The 16,543-nt window shown below is 73.1% G+C and carries 9 protein-coding genes; 4 read left to right on the forward strand and 5 right to left on the reverse strand.

Annotated elements, in window-relative coordinates; all coding sequences use genetic code 11:
• Positions 1 to 112: 112 nt before the first annotated feature.
• A complete protein-coding gene (locus tag ACFU74_RS29360; RefSeq protein WP_380762093.1) occupies positions 113 to 778 on the forward strand; it encodes a hypothetical protein in 666 nt (221 codons plus the stop codon).
• The gene (locus tag ACFU74_RS29365; protein WP_380762095.1) at positions 759 to 1,613 is read left to right on the forward strand and encodes an inositol monophosphatase family protein; all 855 of its coding nucleotides are present in this window, start codon (positions 759 to 761) and stop codon (positions 1,611 to 1,613) included. The genes ACFU74_RS29360 and ACFU74_RS29365 overlap by 20 nt, the downstream gene beginning before the upstream one ends.
• Here ACFU74_RS29365 and ACFU74_RS29370 read toward each other — a convergent pair whose 3' ends face one another.
• Positions 1,614 to 2,816, reverse strand: a complete 1,203-nt coding sequence (locus ACFU74_RS29370; RefSeq protein WP_380762097.1) for an SLC13 family permease — start codon at positions 2,814 to 2,816, stop codon at positions 1,614 to 1,616.
• Between the two features lie 159 nt (positions 2,817 to 2,975).
• Between ACFU74_RS29370 and ACFU74_RS29375 the strand changes: the two genes are divergently transcribed.
• Complete coding sequence (locus tag ACFU74_RS29375) at positions 2,976 to 8,885, forward strand: TIR domain-containing protein (protein ID WP_380762099.1); 5,910 nt, start codon at positions 2,976 to 2,978, stop codon at positions 8,883 to 8,885.
• Between the two features lie 7 nt (positions 8,886 to 8,892).
• Here ACFU74_RS29375 and ACFU74_RS29380 read toward each other — a convergent pair whose 3' ends face one another.
• The 4 genes from ACFU74_RS29380 to tsaD all read right to left on the reverse strand — a co-directional run bounded on the left by ACFU74_RS29380 (position 8,893) and on the right by tsaD (position 15,708).
• On the reverse strand, positions 8,893 to 9,297 hold the full coding sequence (locus ACFU74_RS29380; RefSeq protein WP_380762101.1) for a hypothetical protein: 405 nt from the start codon (positions 9,295 to 9,297) through the stop codon (positions 8,893 to 8,895).
• A gap of 254 nt (positions 9,298 to 9,551) precedes the next feature.
• Complete coding sequence (locus ACFU74_RS29385) at positions 9,552 to 11,873, reverse strand: collagenase (protein WP_380762103.1); 2,322 nt, start codon at positions 11,871 to 11,873, stop codon at positions 9,552 to 9,554.
• Positions 11,874 to 12,091: 218 nt separating this feature from the next.
• Complete coding sequence (locus tag ACFU74_RS29390; RefSeq protein ID WP_380762105.1) at positions 12,092 to 14,416, reverse strand: collagenase; 2,325 nt, start codon at positions 14,414 to 14,416, stop codon at positions 12,092 to 12,094.
• 224 nt (positions 14,417 to 14,640) lie between these two features.
• Complete coding sequence (tsaD, locus tag ACFU74_RS29395) at positions 14,641 to 15,708, reverse strand: tRNA (adenosine(37)-N6)-threonylcarbamoyltransferase complex transferase subunit TsaD (protein ID WP_380762107.1); 1,068 nt, start codon at positions 15,706 to 15,708, stop codon at positions 14,641 to 14,643.
• Positions 15,709 to 15,870: 162 nt separating this feature from the next.
• Here tsaD and ACFU74_RS29400 point away from each other — a divergent pair, with 162 nt between their 5' ends.
• A complete protein-coding gene (locus tag ACFU74_RS29400; protein ID WP_350541079.1) occupies positions 15,871 to 16,473 on the forward strand; it encodes a superoxide dismutase in 603 nt (200 codons plus the stop codon).
• Positions 16,474 to 16,543 lie beyond the last annotated feature (70 nt).

Consider the following 16,543-nt stretch of genomic DNA (forward strand, 5'->3'; position numbering starts at 1 on the left):
CGTCGCGGGCCCGCGGCATTCGGCAACGGGAAACCGCGGCCGGGGGCGTCAACTCGCTGGCCGTCAACTTCCCGTCAGTCCTAGCATGTTGGACGGGGAACGAGGGGGAGCGATGAGCGACGACCTGTTCACGACGCTCGACCGGGCCGCGGGCCGCACCGCCGCCGAGCCCGGGCTGGACACGCTGGTCGGCGGACTGCTGGCCCAGGTGGCGTGCGGCACCCGGGTGCTGCGGGCGGTGGCCCACCCGCTCGGCTTCTACTGCCTGCCGGTGCTGCGCGACGGGGCGCTCGGCGTCTGCGTGCACGTCTTCGACCCGGCGACCGCCGCCGGACAGCGCGAGATCCACTGCCACAGCTGGGAGCTGAAGAGCAGCGTGCTCTACGGACGGATCGGCAACCTGCGGATCGGGGTGCACGACGAGCCCGCCCGGCCGACCCACCGGGCCTACGAGGTGCACAGCGACCCCGCCGCCGGGGTGGACGAGGTGCGGCCCACCGGGCGGCTGGTGCGCTGGGAGCCGCTGGAGGAGCAGACCAGCGGGCGCGGCGAGACCTACACCCTGCGGGCGGGGGAGTTCCACGCCACCGTGCTGCCGGAGGGCTCGCCCACCGCCACCGTCGTGCTCGGCCGCACCGTGCCGGGACCGGTGGACGTGCTGCTGGGGCCGGTGGACGGCGCGGCCCGCCGGGTGGTGCGGCGGCTGTGCGACGCGGACCGGACGGCCCGGATCGCGCGGGAGGCGGCCAGGAGGATCGGTGGACGCTTCGACGGCTGACCCCGGCCACGGGGCCGGGGAGTACGCGCAGGAGTGCCGGGTCGCGGTGCGCGCCGCCGAGGACGCGGGCGCCCTGCTGCGCTCGCGCTTCCACGGCGCCTTCCGGGTGGACGCCAAGGGCGCGGACGGCGACGTCGTCACCGAACTCGACCTGCTCGCCGAGGAACTCCTCACCCGCCGGCTGGCCGGGCACTACCCGGCGGACCGGATCCGCGCCGAGGAGGGCGGCGGGCAGGCCGGCGCGCCCGGCGCCCGCCGCACCTGGCTGGTCGACCCGCTGGACGGCAGCAACAACGTGGTGATCGGCCTGCCCGCCTACGTGGTCGGCGTCGCGCTCTGCGTGGACGACGAGCCGGTGCTCGGCGTGGTGCACGACCCGGTGGCCGGCCACACCTGGCGCGCGGTGCGCGGCGCCGGCGCGTACGGCCCGGCCGGGCTGCTGTGGGCCCCCGCGCGCCCGGCCCGCGCCGCCCGCCCGGTGCTCGGCTGGACCCAGGGCCACGGCGTGCCGCCCGGCGACCCGGTGGCGCGGGCCCTCAAGGACGCCCTGGAGTCCGGCGCGGGCCGGGTGCTCCAGCTGTGGGCGCCGCTGCTCACCTGGTCGCTGCTGGCCCGCGGGCTGATCGACGGCTTCGTCGGCTACCGGGCGGAGGAGATCGACCTGCCGGCCGGCCTGCTGCTGGCCACCGAGGCGGGCCTGGAGGTCCGCGCGCTCGACGGCGGCCCCTTCAGCGCCCGGACCGGCCGGCCGGAGGCGGCCCGCAGCTACGTCGCCGGCCGCCCGGAGACCGTCCCGCACCTGCTGGACCTGGTGGCCCGGGCCTCGGCGCGGTAGTCACCCCGTGAGGGCCAGCGCCGCCGTCGCCAGGGTGACGGCGCCGAGCGCCAGCACCGCGCCGGTCGCGGCCACCTCGCCGAGCGGCACCCGCAGCCCCGCCGAGCGGCAGCGCTCGAACCAGAGCAGGGTGGCCAGCGACGCCCAGGGCGTGACCAGCGGGCCGACATTGGTGCCGATCAGCAGCGCCAGCAACTGGGTGTGGTTGCCCCCCGGTACCGCGGCCTCCCCGGCCAGGTACACCGGCAGGTTGTTCAGCAGGTTGGACAGGCCCGCGCCGACCGCCGAGGCCCGGAACAGGCCGAGCGTGCCGCCGTCCGCGCCGACCGCGTCGGCGAGCAGCCGGTGCAGCCCGTGCGCGTCCACGGTCTGCACCACCAGGAACATGCCGGGCACCATCACCAGCAGCCGCCACGGCACCAGCGACACCCGCAGCGCCTCCGGCCGGCGCACCGCGAACGCCGCCACCACGACCGCCGCCGCCGCGCCCGAGGCCGCCCAGAGCGGGACCACCGCCGCCAGGCTGGCCGCCAGGAAACCGGTGCAGGCCAGCGCGCAGATCCGGAACAGCACCCGGTCCCCGGGCCGGTGCGCCTCGGGGGGCGCGTAGGAGGCCGCGCCGCGCCGCCCGCGCCGCCAGTAGAACCCCCACAGGCAGGCCATGGTGACCAGCAGCGCGGCCAGCTGCGGCGCCCACATGGCGCGGGCCAGGCCGGCGGGGGAGAGCGCGACCCGGTCGGCGGCCAGCAGGTTGGTCAGATTGGAGACCGGCAGCAGCAGGCTCGCCGTGTTCGCCAGCCAGACCGTGGTCATCGCCAGCGGCAGCGGGGCGATGCCCACCCGGCCGGCCAGCGCCAGCATGACCGGGGTGAGCAGCACGGCGGTGGTGTCCAGGTTGAGCACCGTCGTGGTCAGCGCGGCGAAACCCACGCAGAGCAGGAACAGCGCCGGATAGCTGCCCCGCCCGGCCCGCGCCACCCAGGCGGCCACCACGTCGAACACCCCGGCGGCGCTGGTGAGCTCCGCGAGCACGATGACCGAGCCGAGGAAGGCCAGCAGCGGGGCGATCCGGTGGACGGCCGCTCCGGCGGAGTCGGTCGGCAGGAGCCCGGTGGCGAGGAACAGCAGGCCGAAGGCGAGCAGCCCCGCGGCGAGCAGGTCCAGGGGGTGCAGCCGCTTGACGGCGGGCCAGTACGCGAACACGGACGTCAGGGTCGCACACGAGGCGTTGCCGGTCGAGCCGCCGGTCGTACGGAAGGACGCCGTCCGTTCGCGGGTTCGACAACTCGTCGCCGAAAACCACCCGGATCCGTTGCGGCGAAACAGGGTTGAGCCTCTCCGGATCGGTCATAAGCTCCTCCCATGGGGGCTCTTGACGCGATCCCGGGTGGCCCCGGGCCGATCGACTTCTTCATCAGCTACTCGCCGGCCGACGAACGCTGGGCGGCCTGGATCGCCTGGATCCTGGAGGAAGCGGGCTACCGCGCCTTCCTCCAGGCCTGGGACTTCGTGCCCGGCACCAACTTCGTCGACTTCATGGACCGCGGCGTGACCGAGTCCGCCGCCGTCATCGCGCTGCTCTCGCGCAACTACGAGCGCTCGCGCTACGGCCGGATGGAGTGGCAGGCCGCGCTGCGCGCCGACCCGGACGCGCCCGAGCGGCGGCTGGTCACCGTCCGGATCGAGGACATCCCGGTGGACGGCCTGCTCGCCACCCTCACCTACATCGACCTCGTCGGCGTCACCGAGCCCGCCCGCGCCCGCGAACTGCTGCTCACCAGGGTCGCCCAGGCGATGGACGGCCGGGCCCGCCCCGACCTGGTCCCCGGCTACCCCGGCAACGGCAACCCCGGCGGCTCCGGCGGCTCCGGAGGGCCGCTCCAGGCCCAGGACCCCGCCCAGAGCCACGTCCCCGCCCCCCGCCAGGTCGGCGGCACCGGCTGGGCCGGCCGCCGCCGCCCCTCCGTCCAGCCCGAATACCCGCAGGCCGCCGGCCGCCCCGGCGGACGCGAAGCCGTCACCGTCCTCCACCTCGCCGGACCCGCCTTCGGCAGCGGCCACGACCCCGTCGACCTCCAGGCCGCCATCTGGGGCGACCTCGTCGAACTCGCCGACGCCGGCGCCCCCACCCCCGAACTCGTCGTCGTCACCGGAGACCTCACCGCCACCGGCAGCCCCCGCGAATGCGAACAGGCGCTCTCCTTCCTCACCGGCATCCGCGCCCTGCTCGGCCTCGAACCCCACCGGGTCGCCGTCCTGCCCGGCGGCCAGGACGTCAACCAGGCCGCCTCCCGCGCCTACTTCGCCACCTGCGAGGCCGACGAACTGCGCCCCGCCCCGCCCTACTGGCCCAAATGGCGGCACTACGCCCGGCTGTTCCAGGAGTTCTACCAGGGCCTCGACGTCGTCTTCGACAGCGCCCAGCCCTGGACCCTCTTCCCGGTCCCCGAACTCGGCACCGTCGTCGCCGGCCTCAACTCCTCCATGGCCTGGACCCACCGCCCCGAGGACCGCTACGGCTGGCTCGGGCCCGAACAGGCCGCCTGGTTCGCCCAGGCCCTGCGCCCCTACGAGAACGACGGCTGGCTGCGGATCGGCGCCCTGCGCCACCCCGTCGCCGCCACCGCCCCCGGCGCCCGCTCCGGCAACCTCGCACCCGCCGTCCGCCCGCCCCGCGGCGCGGACGCCGAACCGCTGCGCGACGGCGACCGCTTCACCCGGCTCACCGCACCCCGCCTCCACCTGCTGCTGCACGGCCCCGGCGACGGCCGCACCGCCCCCCGCACCCTCACCACCTCCGCCGGCGCACTGCCCGTCCTCGGCGCCGCCGCCCCCGGCGCCCACCAACTGCTCCGGCTCACCCGCGAAGGCCTCAGCCGCTGGCCCGCCCCCGCCGGCGAACGCCAACGCCTCGACCTGCCCTGGCGCCGGGCCGAACGCGCCTTCCCGCCCCTCGAACCGGCCCCCGACGCAGGCCCCCCGCAACTGGAGGAGGTCCGCGAACCCGCCGACACCGACCACGAGACCCGCGCACTCGCCACCCCCGAGGAAGCACTCCTCGCCCGGGTCGCCGAAGTCTGCCGCACCCGCCACCCCGGCGCCCAGATCCGCCCCGTCACCGGCGGCACCGGCCAACTCTTCGTCACCTGGGCCGAATCCGGGCTGGTCCGCCAGCAACGGGTCGCCGCCTGCGTCGGCACCCCCACCGAGGAAGAAGTCGAACGCTTCGCCGAATCCGTCCACGCCGACGGCACCGCCCTCGACGCCGAACTCGTCCACGACGGCCCACCGCCCACCCGCGAACTGCGCGACCGCGCCCGCCGACGCGGCGTACGGCTGCGCAGCTTCCTGGAGTTCCAGGGCCTGCTCGACCTGCGCGGCTACGTCGCCGCCCAGACCGAACGGCTCGCCACCGACAGCCAGTACCACCCCGGCCTCTACCTGCCCCAGCGCTACCGCGACGCCGAACGCCCCGCCGCCGACGAACGCGACGGCCTGGTCGACGAACTGCTGCGCCTGCTCGAATCCGACCACGGCCGCTTCGTCCTGCTGCTCGGCGACTTCGGCCGCGGCAAGACCTTCGCCCTGCGCGAGCTCGCCCGCCGCCTGCCCGGCGAACTCCCGCACCTCGCACCGCTGTTCATCGAACTCAGCGCACTCGACAAGGCCCACTCGCTGGACGGCCTGGTCGCCGCCCACCTCACCGAGCACGGCATCGACACCCTCGACCTGCGGGCCTTCCGCTACATGCTCCGCCAAGGCCGCGTCGTCCTGCTCTTCGACGGCTTCGACGAACTCGTCAACCGCGTCAGCTACGAACGCGCCGCCGACCACCTCCAGGTACTGCTCGACGCCGCCGTCGACAACGCCAAGATCGTCGTCACCAGCCGCACCCAGCACTTCAGCTCCCACGAACAGGTCCTCACCGCACTCGGCGAACGCGTCGGCCTGCTCCCGCAACGCCGCCTCATCGCCGTCCAGGACTTCACCCCCCACCAGATCCGCGGCTACCTCGGCAACCGCTACGGCGACCAGGAGGCCGCCGCCCGCCGGATGCGCCTGCTGGAAGGCATCCCCGACCTGCTCGCCCTGTGCCGCAACCCCCGCCTGCTCAGCTTCGTCGCCGACCTCGACCACGACCGGCTGCGCGCCGTCGCCGGCGCCGGCCGCGCGCTCAGCGCCGCCGGCCTCTACCAGGAGGTCTTCACCGCCTGGCTGCGGTTCGAGGAACAACGCGGCCACGGCGGCCCCGGCGCCGCCCCCGGCCTCCACCTCGACCAGCTCTGGCAGGCCGTCACCCTGCTCGCCCTGCGCCTGTGGGAGAGCGGGCGCAGCTCCATCCCCCTCGACGAGATCGTCGACATCGCCGGCGTGCTCAGCGGCCTCGCCGAGAACCGCATGCCCACCCCGCAGGTCGCCCACGCCGTCGGCTCCGGCAGCCTGCTGGTCCGCTCCGACGAGGGCATGTTCCACTTCATCCACGGCTCCGTGGTCGAATGGCTGGTCGCCCGCGCCGCCGCCGAGGCACTCCGGCGCGGCGACACCACCCTGCTCGCCCGCGGCCCGCTCAGCCGCCTCGCCGTCGAATTCCTCTGCGACCTCGCCGACCACCAGGTCTGCCAGCGCTGGGCCCGCTCCGTGCTGGACGCCGCCGACACCACCCCCGAGACCGCCCGGCTCAACGCCGTCAAGGTCCTCGACCGCCTCCGCGTGCCCGCCCACACCGACCTGCGCGGCGCCACCCTCGCCGGCGAGGACCTCTCGCACCGCGACCTCTCCGGCGTCGACCTCTTCGGCGCCGACCTGCGCGGCGCCCGGCTGCTCGGCGCCAACCTCGCCGGCGCCGACCTGCGCGGCGCCCGCCTCGCCGGCGCCCGCCTGGACTCCGCCGACCTCAGCGGCGCCGACCTGCGCTTCGCCGACCTGCACGGCGCCCGGCTCATCCGCACCGACCTGCGCGGCGCCCGGCTGCGCGGCAGCCGCTGGCAGCGCGCCGCCCTCATCTCCGCCGTCACCGACGACGAAGTGCTCGCCGCCCCCGAACTGCGCGCCGCCGCCATCGCCCCCGGACTGCCCGTCGAAGCCGGCTTCAGCCCCTCCGAGGTCGGCGTCCCCTACGGCTTCGACGTGCGCTCCACCCGGCTGCCCGAACCCGTCGCCTTCAGCCGCGACGGCCACCTGCTCGCGGTCGGCTCCGAGGACGGCAGCGTCCTCGTCTGCGACGCCGTCACCGGCATCGCCCTGCGCACCCTCAAGGACCACATCGGCCGCGTCTACGTCGTCAAGTTCGCCGACGACATCCTCGCCACCGGCAGCGCCGACGGCACCGTCCGGCTCTGGGACCCCGTCTCCGGCGAATGCCGCCACATCCTCGACGTCCACCCCGGCGGCGTCTGGCCCGTCTCGCTCTCCCGCGACGGCCGGATGGTCGCCACCGGCGACCTCAACGGCGTCGTCACTCTCTGGGACACCGCCACCGGCGAACCCCTGCACCGCCTGCCCGGCCACGCCGCCCCCGTCTACACCGCCGTCTTCAACCCCGACGGCACCGTCATCGTCACCGGCGACCAGGGCGGCGGCGCCCGCCTGTGGTCCACCGTCAACGGCCGCCGGCTCGCCGTCCTCCCCGGCCACCGCGGCACCGTCTACCGCTCCGCGTTCAGCCCGGACGGCACCCTGGTCGCCACCGCCGACGGCGGCCCGGACGACGGCACCGGCGGCACCGTGCGGATCTGGGAGGTCGCCGGACGCCGACTGCGCCACAGCATGCCCGGCCACGCCGGCCGGATCTACACCCTCGCCTTCCACCCCGACGGCGACCTGCTCGCCAGCGGCGACACCGAGGGCCAGGTCCGGTTCTGGAACCCCCTCGACGGCACCTCCGCCGGACGGGCCGAGGACTCCACCGGCAAGATCTACCAGGTCACCTTCGACGAGGCCGGCACCCGCTTCGCCGCCAGCGACAGCGACGGCGGCGTGCGGGTCTGGCGGGTCGGCGCCGCCGAGGGCGCGGGCGTCGTCGGCGCGGCCGGCGTACGCGAAGTGGTGCCGCTGCGCCGCCAGCCCCCCGAGCACCGCGGCTCGGTCTGGGCCTGCCGCTTCCGGCCGGGGTCGGGACGCGGCGGCGCGGAGAACGACCCGCTGCTCGTCACCGGCGGCAACGACGGCCGCGTCCGGCTCTGGGACCCGGCCAGCGGCCGCAGCCGCCAACTGCTGCGCGGCCACGGCCGACGGATCGGCTCGCTCACCTTCAGCGGCGACGGCACCCTGCTCGCGGCCGGCGGCAACGACGGCGCGATCCGGGTCTGGGACCCCTCCACCGGCCGCCGGCTGCGCGAACTCTCCGGCCGCAGCAGCCGGCTGGTCTCCGCCGTGTTCAGCCCGGAGGAGGCCGTGCTGGCCACCGCCACCAACGACGGCGACCTGTGCCTGTGGAACGCCCGCACCGGCGAGTACCTGCGCGAGATGGACGTCGAGACCGAGCACGTCTGGGCGGAGGCGTTCAGCGCCGACGGCACCCTGGTCGCCACCGCCAACGACGACGACACCGTCCGTATCTGGTACCGCCGCACCGGCGCCCACCTCATCACGCTGCGCGAGCACCGCGGCCGGGTCCGCTCCATCGCCTTCAGCCCCGACGGACGGCAACTGCTCACCGGCTGCGACGACGCCACGGTACGGATCTCCGACATCGCGACCGGCCGGGTCGAGGCCGAACTCGCCAGCCACACCGACCGGGTGTACTCCGTCGCGCCGGCCCGCGACAGCGCCTGGCTGGCCAGCGTCTCCTGGGACGGCACCGCCCTGATCTGGGTCGACCGCGCCGTGCGCCACCGCCTCACCGGCCACATCGGCCGGCTGTGGACCGCTGCGGCCCACCCGCACCGCCCGCTGCTCGCCACCGCCGGCGACGACCGGGTGGTGCGGGTCTGGGACCCGCTCAGCGGTACCGAACTGGCAGGGCTGCGCGGGCACACCGGCCGGATCCTGGCCGTCACCTTCAGCCCGGACGGGTCGCTGCTCGCCAGCGGCGGCGAGGACGGCACCGTCCGCCTCTGGCGGGTGCCCGCCGACGGGCGCCCCACCGCTCTCGCCACCCTCCTCGGCGCCCCCGACGGCTGGGCGGCCCTGCTCCCCTCCGGCGCCTACAAGTGCGAGGGGGACGTGGCCGGCGAGTTCTGGCACGCCGTCGGCATGTGCCGCTTCGAACCCGGCGAACTCGACAATCACCTCGCCGGCGTCCACCGCCTCGCCCCGGAGGAGTTGTTGTAGGCGGGCGTCAGCCGGCGAACGGGAAGAGGGGCCAGGACTCGTGGCAGTCGTCCGGCGGCACCGACGGCGGGCGGCCCATGCCGACCACGTAGAGCGCCGTGAGCAGGACCGCCGTGCCGCCGAGGAAGCACCAGCGCACACCGGCCGGCGCCCGGCGCAGCGGCAGCTGGAGGAGCACCAGCGCCACGGTCATCGTGAACCAGACCGCCGGCATGGTGATCACGGCGAGGGCGAAGCGGTGCGGCGGTTCGACCCCGGACGGGCAGCGCTCGTTCCACACCGAGGCGGTGAGCGCGGTGCCGGCGACGGTGCCGGCCGCCGTCAGCAGCGGACCGGTGAGGAACCACCCCGGACCGGCCCCCGTGCCCCCGCCGTGCTCCCGCCCGTGCGCCTGCCCGTGCGCCTGCGCCATGGCCCGCCCCCGCTCCGGTGATCATCGGTCCCGCCGGAGACGCTCCGGCACCGGCGCGCGGTTCCGCCGGGCCGAGCACCCGGCCGGCCCTCACGCCCGGCCGGTCCGCTCCGGTGGCGGCACGGCGAAGGGCCCCGCCGTTCGCACACCGGCGGGGCCCTCGTTCATGGTGCTGTTGCTGTACGTGCTGTTCGGCGCCAGCTGCTCCGAGTGGTGCTAGGTCTAGCGCTGGGTGCTAGTTGTCCTGCCCGGTGCTACTGGTACTGCACGGAGAGGGTGGCTCCGGTGAAGTCCTGCTGGGCGGCGAGGCTGAAGAAGGCCCACCCGGCGGGTGGGTTGGTGATGGTGAGGGTCTCGCTGTTGCCGGTGTTGGTGGACTTGGCCTGGTAGGCGCTGGTGGTGGCCCAGTTGGAGCCGCCGTAGTAGAGGTCGGCGTTGCCGGTGCCGCCGCTGCTGGTGATGGTCAGCTTCTGGACGCCGGCCGGCAGGTTGACGAAGTGGTAGCTGTAGTTGCCGGTGGTGGCGGTGAGGTTGTCGCGGCGGCAGTTGTTGTCGAACTGGCGGGTGTCGGGGGTGGTGCAGAGCGGGGTGGTCGGGGTGACCGGGCCGGTGGGGGCCTCCGGGAGCGGGCCGCAGTCGTTGCTCGCGCAGGCGTCCAGCCAGGTGTTGAAGTCGGCGTCGTAGCGGGTGCCGATGGTCTGCTTCAGGAAGGTGCGGGCACCGTTCCAGTCGGCGGCGCGGTACATGGTGAGCACGGTGTCGACGTCCGCGCGGTGCTTCTGGAGCATGTAGCGGACGGCCAGCCAGCCCCAGCGGTAGACGCGGTCGGTGTTGACCTCCGCACTGGCGGTCTGGTCGTAGACGGTGTCGAACAGCTCGCTGAGCCTGTAGGCCTTGGTGGCCGCCAGGGAGATCGCCTTGTCGTAGCGCTCGCCCTGGTAGGCGGTCGAGATGTTCTCGGCGATGCCCTCGACCCACCAGGTGGTCGGGGTGAGCTCGCTGGCCTCGTAGTCGCCGCCCATGTTGTAGCGGCCGTCGAGGTAGTGGGTGTACTCGTGGTTGAGGTTCCAGATCGCGAACGTCGAGGTGTCCCACCACACCTCGTGGGCGATGAAGCGGGCCTGGTTGTCGGCCTTGGTCGGGTCGCCCTCCTCGTACATGCCGCCGTTGTCGACGTCGATGTTGTAGAAGGCCCAGGCGTACAGCTTGTAGTGGTACTCGTCGTTGAAGACGACGACCTCAAGATTGGTGTTCACGTCCCCGGGGACGACGCCCCGGTCACCGATGATCTTGTGGAAGAACGGGTTCTGGTTCACCAGGTTGGTGCAGGTGGAGCTCAGCTGCCAGGGGGACATGTCCTGGGCCCGGATCTTCAGGTCCGGGTTGCAGGTGTGCGTCGTCGGGAGGATCACCGGGATCAGACGGGTGCCCAGGTCGCAGATGCCGTAGTCGGCGCAGTGGCCCTTGTCCCACTCGCGCGTGGCCCAGCCCAGGTTCATGGTGATCGGGGCGGTCGGGCCGGTGTTCGGCCAGCGGTTGATCAGGTCCTTCAGGATCGGCCGGAGCCGGGGCTTGAGCTCGTCGACCTGGAGGGCGTAACCCAGGTAGCGGCCGGTGTTGCTGATCAGGTTGTCGTGGTTCAGCAGCGGCTCGTTGCGGGTGATGAAGCCGGCCCAGGCGTCGACGATGGTGGGGTCGGCCCGGAGCGCGGCCTTCCAGCCCGTGCTGTCGTTCTTGTCCTCGAAGCCGCGCTCGATGACCCCGTCGAACTCCTCGACGGTGGCCGAGAGGCGCTCGGGCGCGGTGAGGCCGTCGTAGGTGGAGAGCAGCCACTTGTAGACGCCGGCGTACCGGCCGAGCGTCGAGGTCTGGTTGATCACCTTGGTGGTCTCGACGAGGAGCGCGGCGTTGGCGTCGGTGACGTCCCTGCTGTGCGGGGAGGCGAAGAACGCGTCCAGCGCGCCGTTGGTCGCCGCGGCCAGGGTCGGGCCGTAGGCGCCGACGACGGCCGGGTACTTCCACTGCACGTAGTAGGCGGCGCGCAGGAACAGCACGAGCTGCCCGATGTCGGTGCTGTTGTCGCCCGGGTAGGCGGGGGAGGCGTCGCGCAGTGCGTCGGCGACGGTCACCAGGTTGGCCTCGCGGAAGGCGGTCGCCGCGTCGTCCCCGGTGAGGTCGAACAGCGGGTAGGTGCACTCGACCCGCGGCAGGTCCTTGAGCTGCTGGACCAACGCGCTGCCCGTGGCGTTGGTGAGCTCGGACAGGCTCGCGGGACAGCTGTCCCCGGCGGCGGGGGTCGAGAAGCCCTTGGCGGCCGGGGCGGGCGCGGCGGTCGGGGCGCCCAGGGAGGACCGGGCCCGGTCGTTGTCGTCCGCGGAGAGCTTGAAGTCGTGCGTCCGCCGGGTGTCGGGCTCGGGGAAGGGGATCGCCCGGGGCGCCGAAGCGGCGGCACCGGCGGTGGACGGGGCGCCCGCCGGGGCTGCCTGGCTCTGCGGGGTGAACAGGCCCATCGCGACGAATAAGGCGACGCCGAGCGCAGGGACTCTGTGAGCGTGGGACTTGGAGATCCGGATCATCTGTGGGGGCCTCCGGGGCAGTCGGGCCTCGCGTGGGGCACGAGGCAATAGTTGTGTGACATGTAAAATGGCACATGTCGCATGGCGCCGGAAGTGGTTGGACGGGATTGCTGCCCGCCGAAACCGAAACGTTGCCGGCTTGCGGATCGGGCCGGTCCCGAATGGTGCAAAAAGGGCCCCGCCGGTTACCCGGCGGGGCCCTTCGTGTGCGGATTGCCTTACTGGTACTGCACGGAGAGGGTGGCCCCGGTGAAGCTCTGCTGGGCGGCGAGGCTGAAGTAGACCCAGCCCGACGGCGGGTTGGTGATGGTGAGGGTCTCGCTGTTGCCGGTGTTGGTGGACTTGGCGAGGGCGTTGCCGGTGGTGGCCCAGTTGGAGCCGCCGTAGTAGAGGTCGGCGTTGCCGGTGCCGCCGCTGCTGGTGATGGTCAGCTTCTGGACGCCGGCCGGCAGGTTGACGAAGTGGTAGCTGTAGTTGCCGGTGGTGGCGGTGAGGTTGTCGCGGCGGCAGTTGTTGTCGAACTGGCGGGTGTCGGGGATGGTGCAGAGCGGGGTGGTCGGGGTGACCGGGCCGGTGGGGGCCTCCGGGAGCGGGCCGCAGTCGTTGGCGGCGCACTTGGTGAGCCAGGCGTCGAAGCCGGCGTCGAAGCGGGTGCCGATGTCCTGCTTCAGGACGGTGCGGGCGCCGTTCCAGTCACCGGCGCGGTACTTGGTGAGCACGGCGTCCAGGTCGGAGCGGTGCTCCTGGAGCATGTAGCGCACGGCCAGCCAGCCCCAGCGGTAGACCCGGTTGGAGTTCTCGTCGGCGTCGGCGGTCTGGCCGTAGACGGTGTCGAACAGCTCGCTGAGCTTGTAGGTCTTCTTGCCGGCCTCGGCGATCGCGTCGGCGTTGCGCTCGCCCCGGTAGCCGTAGGAGATGTTCTCGGCGATGCCCTCCACCCACCAGATGGTCGGGGTGGTCTGGCTGGCCTCGAAGTCGCCCGCCATGTTGTAGCGGCCGTCGAGGTAGTGGGTGTACTCGTGGTTGAGGTTCCAGATCGAGAACGACGGCCGCAGCCAGGACGCCTCGTGGGCGATGAAGCGGGCCTGGTTGCCGGGGGCGGCCGGGTTGCCCTCCTCGTACATGCCGCCGTTGTCGACGTCGATGTCGTAGAAGGCCCAGGCGTACAGCGAGTACTGGTCGTAGTCGTCGAAGGCGACGACCTCCAGGTTGGTGTTCACGTCGCCGGGGACGGCGCCCTTGTCACCGATGACCTTGTGGAAGTAGGCGTCCTGGTTGATCAGGCTGGTGCAGGTGGAGTCCAGCTGGCCCGGGGACATGTCCTGGGCCTTGATCTTCAGGCCGTCGTTGCAGACGCGCTGGATCGGCAGGATCACCGGCATCAGGCGGGTGTTCAGGTCGCAGATGCCGTAGGCGGCGCAGTTGCCCTTGTCGAACTGGCGGGTGGCCCAGCCCAGGTTCATGGTGATCGGGGCGGTGGGGCCGACGTTCGGGTAGCGGTTGATCAGGTCCTTCATGATCGGCCGCAGCTGGCCCTTGAGCTCGTCGACCTTCAGGGCGTGGCCGAGGTAGCGGCCGATGTTGCTGACGACGTCCCAGCGGTTCAGCTGCGAGTCGTTGCGGGTGATGAACCCGGACCAGGTGTTGAGGATGGCCGGGTCGGCCTTGAGGGCGGCCTTCCAGCCCGAGGCGTCGGTCTCGGACTCGTAGGCGTCCTTGAGGACCCAGTCGAACTCCGCCACGGTGTTGGTCATCTGGGCGGGCCAGCTGCCGTTGTAGCTGGAGAGCAGCCACTTGAACACGCCGGCCTCGCGGCCGAGGGTGTCGCTCTGGCCGATCACCTTGACGACCTCGACGAGGAGCGCGCCGTTGGCGTCGGTGACGTCCTTGCCGTGGGCGGAGGCGAAGAAGGCGTCCAGCGCGGCGCCGGTCGCGGCCTTCAGCGTCGGGCCGTAGGCGCCGACGAGGGCCGGGTAGTTCCACTGCACGTAGTAGCCGGCGCGCAGGAACAGGACCAACTGGCCGATGTTGGTGCTGTTGTCGCCCGGGTAGGTGGCGGAGGCGTCGCGCAGGGCGTTGGCGACGGTCACCATGTTGGACTCGCGGAAGGCCTTGACGCTGTCCCCGGTGAGGTTGAACAGCGGGTAGGTGCAGTCGACCCGCGGCAGTGCCTTGAGCTGCTGGATCAACGCGCTGCCCGTGGCGTTGAGCACTCCGGAGAGGTCGGGGCACGGCTCCGCGGCGGCGGCCGAGTAGCCCTTGGCGGCCTTCGCCGGCTGGGTGGCCGGGGCGGCCGGCGGGGCCGACTCCTCGGCGCTGTCCTGGGCGGACAGCTTGAAGGCGCTGTTGCTCTTGGCGTCGGGCGACTTGGGCACCGGGATGGAGCGCGGCGTCGACGAGGCGGCGCTGTTGCCCGCCGGGGCCGTGGCGCCGAGGGGGGCGGCCTGGCTCTGCGGGGTGAACAGGCCGAGTGCGATGAAGAAGGCGGCGCCGAGCGCAGGGAGCCTGCGCGCGTTGGCCGTCGATATCCAGGAGGAACGCATCTGTGGGGGCCTCCGGGGCCGTTCGGGCCGCGGCATGGGGGACGCGGCCTCTCGATGTGTGACATGTAAAATGGCACAGGTCACAGTGCATTGGGAAGGTCGAAGATCAAGGAATCTCCCGCCGCAACCGAAACGTTGTCAGGGGCCCGTCGAATGAGGCGTTTGGTCCCGACTGGGGCGTTTGGTCCCCGCCTGTCCGGAATCGACAGGGTGGCCGCTCCGCCTCAGGCCGCCCGGACCGCTGCGCGCGGGGTGAGCGCCGCGAACTCCAGCGGCGCGGACGGGTCCACCGACAGGTCCGCCGGAGCCGGTGCCGCGCCCGCGCGCACCAGCAGGTCCCCGACGGCCGCGACCATCGCCCCGTTGTCCGTGCACAGCCGCAGCGGCGGCACCCGCAGCGCGATCCCGGCCGAGGCGCAGCGACGCTCGGCCAGCTCCCGCACCCGCGAGTTGGCGGCCACCCCGCCGACCACCACCAGCGTCCCGATCCCGTGGTCCAGGCAGGCCCTGACGGCCTTGCGGGTGAGCACGTCGGCGATCGCCTCCTGGAGCGCGGCGGCCGCGTCCGGGACGTGCGGCTCGGCGCCGGCCGCGCACTGCGCCTCCACCCAGCGGGCGGCGGCGGTCTTGAGGCCGGAGAAGGAGAAGGCGTACGGGGGGTCGGCCGGCCCGCTCAGGGGGCGCGGGAAGCGCACCGCGCGCCGGTCGCCCTCGCGTGCGGCGCGGTCGATGGCGGGCCCGCCGGGGTAGGGCAGACGCAGGATCCGGGCGACCTTGTCGAAGCACTCGCCGGCCGCGTCGTCCAGGGTGTCGCCCAGGTGGACGACCGGATCGCGGGCCAGGTCGCGCACCAGCAGCAGCGAGGTGTGCCCGCCGGAGACGATGAGGACCACGCAGGGGTCGGGCAGCGGCCCGCCGTCGAGCGTCGCGGCGGCCACGTGCCCGGCCAGGTGGTGCACCCCGTAGAGCGGGACGCCGAGCGAGAAGGCGTACGCCTTGGCCGCCGCCACCCCGACCTGGAGCGCCCCGGCCAGGCCCGGACCGGTCGTCACCGCGACGGCGCCGACGTCGGCGAGGGTGAGCCCGGCCCGGTCGAGCGCCTCGCGGACCACCGGAGCCATCGCCTGCAGGTGTGCCCGGGAGGCGATCTCCGGCACCACGCCGCCGTAGCGGGCGTGCTCGTCCATCGAGGAGGCCACCGCCTGTCCGAGCAGTACGCCGTCCCGCACCAGGCCCGCGCCGGTCTCGTCGCAGGACGACTCGATGCCCAGCACCACCGGCGTGTCGGTCATGGTCACTCACCCTAGTCGCTCATTACACAGGCCGATGACCATTGTGCCCGACTCGCCGTGAGGAATATGCAGGAGCCCCTCGTGTGTTTCTGCAACTCATACGCAATAGTGTTGATCCGGCACGATCGTCACGTTGAACTCGCCGAAAGGGGCCGTGTCCTGATGGGCACCTACTCGCTTCCCGACCTGCCGTACGACTACTCCGCGCTGGAGCGCGCGATGTCCGCGGAAATCCTGGAGCTGCACCACTCCAAGCACCACGCCGCGTACGTCAAGGGCGCCAACGACACCCTGGAGCAGCTGGCCGAGGCGCGCGACAAGGAGCAGTTCGGCGGTCTGGTCGGCCTGCAGAAGACCTTCGCGTTCCACCTCTCCGGCCACGTGCTGCACTCGCTGTTCTGGCAGAACCTCTCCCCGGAGGGCGGCGACCGCCCCGAGGGCGAGCTGGCCGACGCCATCACCGAGCACTTCGGCAGCTTCGAGGCCTTCAAGAAGCAGCTCACCAACGCCACCACCGGCGTGCAGGGCTCGGGCTGGGGCATCCTCTCCTGGGAGCCGCTGGGCGGTCGCCTGATCGTCGAGCAGGTCTACGACCACCACGGCAACGTCGGCCAGGGCACCACCCCGCTGCTGGCCTTCGACGCCTGGGAGCACGCCTACTACCTGCAGTACAAGAACGTCCGCCCGGACTACGTCACCCGCCTGTGGGACGTCGTCAACTGGCAGGACGTCTCGGCCCGCTTCGCGGACGCCAAGAGCGCCTGACCCCTCCCGAGGGGTGAAGCGCCCACACACACCTGACCCAGGGCAGGGCAGGTAACGGAGGGCCCCCGGC

Origin of the sequence: Kitasatospora sp. NPDC057500 (assembly GCF_042802195.1) — a bacterium.
Classification (GTDB): domain Bacteria; phylum Actinomycetota; class Actinomycetes; order Streptomycetales; family Streptomycetaceae; genus Kitasatospora.

What these genes read in the sequence shown, in the direction of transcription:
- tsaD (WP_380762107.1), bottom strand. Translation starts at nt 15,708, where the DNA reads ATGACCGACACGCCGGTGGTGCTGGGCATCGAGTCGTCCTGCGACGAG.
- ACFU74_RS29385 (WP_380762103.1), bottom strand. Translation starts at nt 11,873, where the DNA reads ATGATCCGGATCTCCAAGTCCCACGCTCACAGAGTCCCTGCGCTCGGC.
- ACFU74_RS29360 (WP_380762093.1), top strand. Translation starts at nt 113, where the DNA reads ATGAGCGACGACCTGTTCACGACGCTCGACCGGGCCGCGGGCCGCACC.
- ACFU74_RS29375 (WP_380762099.1), top strand. Translation starts at nt 2,976, where the DNA reads ATGGGGGCTCTTGACGCGATCCCGGGTGGCCCCGGGCCGATCGACTTC.
- ACFU74_RS29380 (WP_380762101.1), bottom strand. Translation starts at nt 9,297, where the DNA reads ATGGCGCAGGCGCACGGGCAGGCGCACGGGCGGGAGCACGGCGGGGGC.
- ACFU74_RS29400 (WP_350541079.1), top strand. Translation starts at nt 15,871, where the DNA reads ATGGGCACCTACTCGCTTCCCGACCTGCCGTACGACTACTCCGCGCTG.
- ACFU74_RS29390 (WP_380762105.1), bottom strand. Translation starts at nt 14,416, where the DNA reads ATGCGTTCCTCCTGGATATCGACGGCCAACGCGCGCAGGCTCCCTGCG.